The 6,109-nt window shown below is 40.5% G+C and carries 7 protein-coding genes; 1 reads left to right on the forward strand and 6 read right to left on the reverse strand.

Going from position 1 to position 6,109, the window contains the following annotated elements:
• Positions 1-135, forward strand: a 135-nt coding sequence (locus tag EO117_RS08865) for a transposase (RefSeq protein WP_164727450.1), incomplete at its 5' end; no start/stop codon positions are given.
• A gap of 107 nt (positions 136-242) precedes the next feature.
• Here the strand turns inward: EO117_RS08865 and guaA are convergent.
• The 6 genes from guaA to EO117_RS08895 all read right to left on the reverse strand — a co-directional run bounded on the left by guaA (position 243) and on the right by EO117_RS08895 (position 5,690).
• A complete protein-coding gene (gene guaA / locus EO117_RS08870) occupies positions 243-1,778 on the reverse strand; it encodes a glutamine-hydrolyzing GMP synthase (protein ID WP_126940094.1) in 1,536 nt (511 codons plus the stop codon).
• Positions 1,779-1,862: 84 nt separating this feature from the next.
• Positions 1,863-3,281 carry a [FeFe] hydrogenase H-cluster radical SAM maturase HydG gene (gene hydG, locus EO117_RS08875; RefSeq protein WP_126940095.1) on the reverse strand — a complete coding sequence of 473 codons (1,419 nt, stop codon included), beginning with the start codon at positions 3,279-3,281 and terminating at the stop codon, positions 1,863-1,865.
• Positions 3,282-3,577: 296 nt separating this feature from the next.
• Positions 3,578-3,865, reverse strand: coding sequence for a 50S ribosomal protein L27 (gene rpmA / locus EO117_RS08880; protein WP_009353004.1), 288 nt, complete (start codon positions 3,863-3,865; stop codon positions 3,578-3,580).
• Between the two features lie 12 nt (positions 3,866-3,877).
• Positions 3,878-4,192, reverse strand: coding sequence for a ribosomal-processing cysteine protease Prp (locus tag EO117_RS08885; RefSeq protein WP_126940096.1), 315 nt, complete (start codon positions 4,190-4,192; stop codon positions 3,878-3,880).
• A gap of 5 nt (positions 4,193-4,197) precedes the next feature.
• Positions 4,198-4,509, reverse strand: coding sequence for a 50S ribosomal protein L21 (rplU, locus tag EO117_RS08890; RefSeq protein WP_009352881.1), 312 nt, complete (start codon positions 4,507-4,509; stop codon positions 4,198-4,200).
• 293 nt (positions 4,510-4,802) lie between these two features.
• Positions 4,803-5,690, reverse strand: coding sequence for an epoxyqueuosine reductase (locus tag EO117_RS08895; protein ID WP_126940097.1), 888 nt, complete (start codon positions 5,688-5,690; stop codon positions 4,803-4,805).
• Positions 5,691-6,109: the final 419 nt, after the last annotated feature.

The raw sequence follows: 6,109 nt of genomic DNA on the forward strand, positions 1-6,109 counted from the left end.
GGGTTTACAGAAGGATGTAATAATAACATTAAAGTATTAAAGAGAATAAGTTATGGGTTGCGTCATTTTGAACGCTTTAGAGTTCGTATACTTCTATTAAGCAAAAAGAATAGCACTAGCTATTTGAATAGCTAGTGCTATGAACTTTTTATATGAGTAGCCCCCACATTTGACAAAGAGCCCATTTTTACAACACAAAAGCCAGCAGACTCTAAGTTCTGCTGGCTTTCAGTATATCTATTCTATTCCCACTCAATGGTAGCTGGTGGTTTACTTGTAATATCGTACACGATACGGTTGATGTGGTTTACTTCGTTCACGATACGGCGGGAGATTGTATCTAACACATCATAAGGAATACGTGCCCAATCGGCTGTCATAAAGTCAGTTGTAGTGACACCACGCAAGGCTAATGTGTAATCGTAAGTACGGAAGTCCCCCATAACGCCTACTGTACGTGTACTTGTCAACACAGCAAAGTATTGGTTAATGGAACGATCTAAACCAGCTTTTGCGATTTCATCACGGAAGATGTAATCCGCATCACGCAATACGTCTAGTTTATCTTTTGTCACTTCCCCCATGACACGAATCGCAAGCCCTGGTCCTGGGAATGGTTGACGCCATACGAGGTAATCTGCCAAACCAAGTTCAGCACCTAATTGACGAACTTCGTCTTTGAACAAGTTGCGAAGTGGTTCGATTAAGCCTTTGAAATCTACTACTGCTGGCAACCCACCTACGTTATGATGAGATTTAATCACTTCTGCCTCACCTGTACCAGATTCAATCACATCTGGATAAATGGTACCTTGTGCTAAGAAATCTACCGAACCAATTTTACGACCTTCATCTTCAAAAACGCGGATAAATTCTTCACCGATAGATTTACGTTTTGCTTCTGGCTCTTCAAGTCCAGCCAATTTTGTTAAGAAGCGTTCTTCTGCATCCACACGAATGAAGTGCATACCAGAATCTTTGAACGCTGCTTCTACTTCGTCACCTTCGTTTTTACGCATCAAACCATGGTCAACGAAGATACAAGTCAATTGGTCGCCTACGGCTTTAGAAATTAACGCTGCCGCTACGGAGCTATCTACGCCACCAGACAACGCCAACAACACTTTGCCATCGCCTACAGTGTTGCGGATTTCTTCAATAGCTGTTTTTGCATAGTTTGCCATCGTCCATTGACCCGTGCATCCGCACACTTCATACAAGAAGTTGTGCAACATTTCTTTGCCGTGTTCTGTATGCAACACTTCTGCATGGTATTGCATCGCGTATAAACGGCGTTCTTCGTTTTGCATCGCTGCCACAGGGCAATCTTTTGTATGCGCTACAATTTTGAAACCTTCGGGTACTGTTGCCACATAATCCACATGGCTCATCCATACGATTTCTTCTGTTGAAAGTCCTTTAAATAGCGGTGAGGACACGTCTACTTGAGTTGGTGTTTTACCAAATTCACGTGTTTCCGCAGAGGTTACATGACCACCCAATGTATGTGCCATAAATTGCATACCGTAACACATACCCAACACTGGAATGCCAAGTTCGAATACTTCTGCTTCCATTTTTGGAGCATTCTCTTCGTATACGCTAGCAGGACCACCTGTGAAGATGATACCTTTTGGCTGTAATTCTTTAATTTTTTCTAATGCCTTATTGTATGGATATACCTCACAATACACATTATTTTCACGTACACGACGCGCGATTAGTTGGTTATATTGACCACCAAAGTCAACGACAACAACCATCTCTTTTTGTTCCATTCTGTCCTCCAACAATCTTCTGTTTATAACTTCAATATATAAACACTATATATTAAATATTATACCCTATGCACTGAGTTTTGACTAGAATCGGAAGTCACGTTCTCCCTCTTCCATTTGCGCAATATAAGCTTTGGATTTTTCTTTCACTAGATCATTTTTAATGGAGTCTAATTGCACGTCGATAACAGCCGCACCAACAGCTTTTGTTTCCTCATCGGCATAGTCTAGTAAATACTCTTTTAATGTCATCAACGCATTCGGTTGACAACAGTTGGAAATTTGTCCACTCTTTGCGAGCGCCATGAATCGGTCACCAGTGCGCCCTTCACGGTAACAAGCTGTACAGAAACTAGGTACATAGCCTAATTGCAATAACCATTCCACAATTTCATCCAAGGAACGGCGGTCACTCGTATCGAATTGAGCAGAGTTTTCTTCTTCTGGTTCTTCTTCTACATAGCCACCAACGGATGTACGAGAACCACCAGAGATTTGGGAAATGCCCAATGCTAAGCCCCGCTCACGCATAGATTGACTTTCACGAGTAGACATTATCATACCTGCATACGGTGCAGATACACGAATTAAAGCCACTATTTTTTCGAAAATATCATCTGGTACTGCATTGCTGAAATCATCTACATCGATATCATCCGCTGGGCAGATACGAGGTACACTAATCGTATGCGGACCTACACCGAACTTTGCTTCTAAGTGCTCTGCATGCATCAACAAACCTACAAAGTCATATTTATAGTGTTCCAATCCATAGAGAACACCAATACCTACGTCATCAATACCCGCCTCCATAGCACGGTCCATAGCTGTTGTATGATACGCATAATCACTCTTAGGTCCTGTTGGATGGAGAGCTTCATAATTTTCTTTATTATAGGTTTCTTGGAATAATGTATAGGTACCAATCCCCGCCTCATGCAATTTACGATAATCTTCCACTTCGCAAGCAGCAATATTTACGTTCACGCGACGAATTTCTCCATTATCTTTTTTAATAGAATAAATCGTATCGATACATTCTAAAATATATTCCAATGGATTTTCTAATGGATGTTCACCAGATTCGATAACAATCCGTTTATGCCCCATTGCTTCTAATGCCATTACTTCTTCACGCACTTGATCTTGGTTTAATTTTTTGCGAGTGATAGTCTTATTTTTCGCATGGTATGGGCAATAGACGCAACCATTGATGCAATAGTTTGATAAATACAAAGGAGCAAATAGTACAATCCTATTGCCATAAATCGCTTGTTTAATCTCTTTTGCTAAAGCAAATAATTTCTCCTTATATTCTGGCAAAGGACATTCTAACAGTACCATCGCCTCACGGTGGCTCAATCCTACACGAGTTTTCGCCTTTTCTAATATGGCATCCAATAAAGGACGGTTTCCCTTATTTTCTTCTGCGTATTGTAGAGTAGCTAGAATCTCCTCATGATTAATAAATTCTTCCGCCTTGGAAGAGTGTACATTATACATAGTAAACTCCTTTTCTACTGACTTAGTAGATCTATGATAGCCTAATCTTTTCAGGCTTTATCGTAACATGTGAGCTATACCGATTTTATTAGATATAGCCTATTCTTTATTATACTCCACTTGAGTATCTATGTATACAAAATTAGTCTGTATTATGAAAGCAATTACTAATACTATCTATGCATTAACAGAAATATACATCCATTCATTTGTTCATTATGAAAGTTTCCTCCCCAACGCAAACAAAAAAAGGCCACCAGATATTGCTATCTAGTGACCTCTTATATGTGTTATGATTAAGCTTCTACAGGGTATACAGAAACTTTACGGTTATAACGACCAGCACGTTCAAATGCTACACGGCCAGGAACCAATGCAAACAAAGTATCATCTTTGCCGATACCTACGTTAGCGCCTGGATGGAAATGTGTACCACGTTGACGAACTAGAATGTTACCACTTTTTACAGTAGAACCGTCATGGCATTTAACTCCAAGACGTTTGGACTCGGAATCTCGACCATTTTTTGTACTGGAAGCACCTTTTTTAGATGCGAATAGTTGTAATTGGATATTGAATAACATGTAGTTCACCTCCTATTGTTCACTCACTCTAACAAAATCACTATATTGATCCGCCACATTCTTGATACCAAGAAGCATCGTTTCTAATATAGTTTGTCCACTTTCAGTAATAGGTTTTGAAAGTAGGATATGTAACTCACCATCTTCCATTTGGTACTCCATGGATTGCTTAGCTACCTCATGAAGACCTAAGATCGATGTCTGTGAAAGCATGGATATAGCCGCACATACAATATCTTCTCCGTAGGGACCTGCCTCAGCATGTCCACGAAAATGACATTCTATGATTTGCCCTAATCGATTGCGCTTCACATCAATGTGAGTCATGATACTTACGCCTCGATTTTTTCGATGCGAACTTTAGTGAATGGTTGGCGATGGCCTTGACGACGACGATAATTGGATTTCGCTTTGTATTTGAAAACCAAGATCTTTTTCGCTTTACCATGTTCAAGTACTGTACCAGTAACTTTTGCACCGTCCACAAGTGGTGTACCAACTTTAACGTCACCGTCTTTAACTACAGTTACAACTTCGTCAAAAGAAACAGTTCCTTCAGCTGCTACATCCAATTTTTCAATAGTGATTACATCGCCTTCAGAAACGCGATATTGTTTACCACCAGTTTTAATAATTGCGTACATTATGACACCTCCTTGTATTCGTACTCGCTGAATGCGGTTATCTAGCCGAAGCCAGATATTACTGACCTCTTCATGCGGCTTGCAATAGTTGGGCGTACCCAAACTATGACTCAATTATTATACAGGACAAGAGCCATCCGTGTCAATAAAATACCCCACTTTTTCTATGTGACTCCGATATAATTAGCTTGTCCAGTATAATCGGGCGTGACACCAGTACATCTGTCGATAATATAGTAATCGCTATGTGCCCCCCTAAAATATGTAGTCAAAATTCTAAGCCGAACTTACTTTCATTCATGCCTTTCCTTTCTAACAATCTCCGCATTGCGAAGCAATACTTTCTTTCCTCGCCAAGCCCATGCCTTGTGACCGTACTTCGCTTTAAATTCTTTATTTGTCATCCCTTCTAATTCCTCTGCCTCAATGTAGGGTACAATCTGTTGAAACTCTGGGATAGGCGTCATAGGAATATCTCGATTATGAGGGCACACCTCTTGGCATACATCGCATCCAAAAATGAGTGGCGTCTTTCCGATAATTCCTTCTTCTTCCTCTGAAAGTTCCCCTTTACATTGGGTAAGATAACTTTTACAGGTTCGGTAATCTAAATGATTCCCCTGTAAAGCCTTACCAGGACAAGTACGCAAACAAGCACCACATTGTAAACAGGTCTGATTCAGTGGCGAAGAAGGCGGTAATGCCAAAGTCGTCATAATGGTCCCTATCACGGTATAGGATCCCCATCTAGGATTAATAAACGTTTGATTCCAACCGTAAAATCCCAAGCCTGCTAAATATGCCATATAGCGATCCGCCAAAGGAGACGTATCGCAGTGAATCTCGTACATGTCATCAGGATACCGTTCACGCAAAACATCCACCAGTCGTTCCAAATACTGGCGCACCACAACATGGTAATCATCGCCCCAACAATACCTAGCTAAATTCGTAACTCCTTCCCTAGGCACATAATAGGGAAATAAACAGACTATCGCGGACTTCGGTGAAGCAATAGTCGTGGACCCTTTCAATCGTTCTTCAATACTTCCATTCGTAAACGGACAGGGATAGGGCGTATCCAAATGCAACGACGCCTCTGCCTGCAATGGCCAAGGTGCCACTCCCAAAGCAGGAATATTTAGTTGTATTGCTAATTCTTCAAGTTCTAAATGTATCATACTATTATTATACTATAAATTATGGCGTATAATGCATAAGCAAACTTTCATGTAGTATATAAATTGTGAACAAGTTCTATGTTATTCAAGAAACTCCATAGAACTAATCAGTTGTATTAAAACTCGATATGCACCAACCAAGTCAACCGCTCCCTTCTCCAAGAAACTCAGTTAAACGTAACAACCTTGTAACGTTTCTTACAACCCGAATCACAAAACACAAGAAGCTCCTTCGACGCTGCTAGCATTAGGCTCATCTCAAAAGAGGGAAATTGAGCCCCCTGAGGAACGCAGTTAAGCGTAGTAGCCTTGTGACAAGATTTACTGACCAAATCAAAAAAACGGCTCTATAATAAATGTTGGGGCTACTCATATGAGAGTAGTCACCAACATTTTTTTGTTGCAATAAAATAGACATA

The sequence above is a fragment of the Veillonella sp. VA142 genome (genome assembly GCF_003992135.1).
Classification (GTDB): Bacteria; Bacillota; Negativicutes; order Veillonellales; family Veillonellaceae; genus F0422.

Bases quoted from the DNA above. Each gene is read 5' to 3' on its own strand.
- EO117_RS08885 (WP_126940096.1), bottom strand. From the start codon at position 4,192: ATGACTCACATTGATGTGAAGCGCAATCGATTAGGGCAAATCATAGAA.
- hydG (WP_126940095.1), bottom strand. From the start codon at position 3,281: ATGTATAATGTACACTCTTCCAAGGCGGAAGAATTTATTAATCATGAG.
- EO117_RS08895 (WP_126940097.1), bottom strand. From the start codon at position 5,690: ATGATACATTTAGAACTTGAAGAATTAGCAATACAACTAAATATTCCT.
- rplU (WP_009352881.1), bottom strand. From the start codon at position 4,509: ATGTACGCAATTATTAAAACTGGTGGTAAACAATATCGCGTTTCTGAA.
- guaA (WP_126940094.1), bottom strand. From the start codon at position 1,778: ATGGAACAAAAAGAGATGGTTGTTGTCGTTGACTTTGGTGGTCAATAT.
- rpmA (WP_009353004.1), bottom strand. From the start codon at position 3,865: ATGTTATTCAATATCCAATTACAACTATTCGCATCTAAAAAAGGTGCT.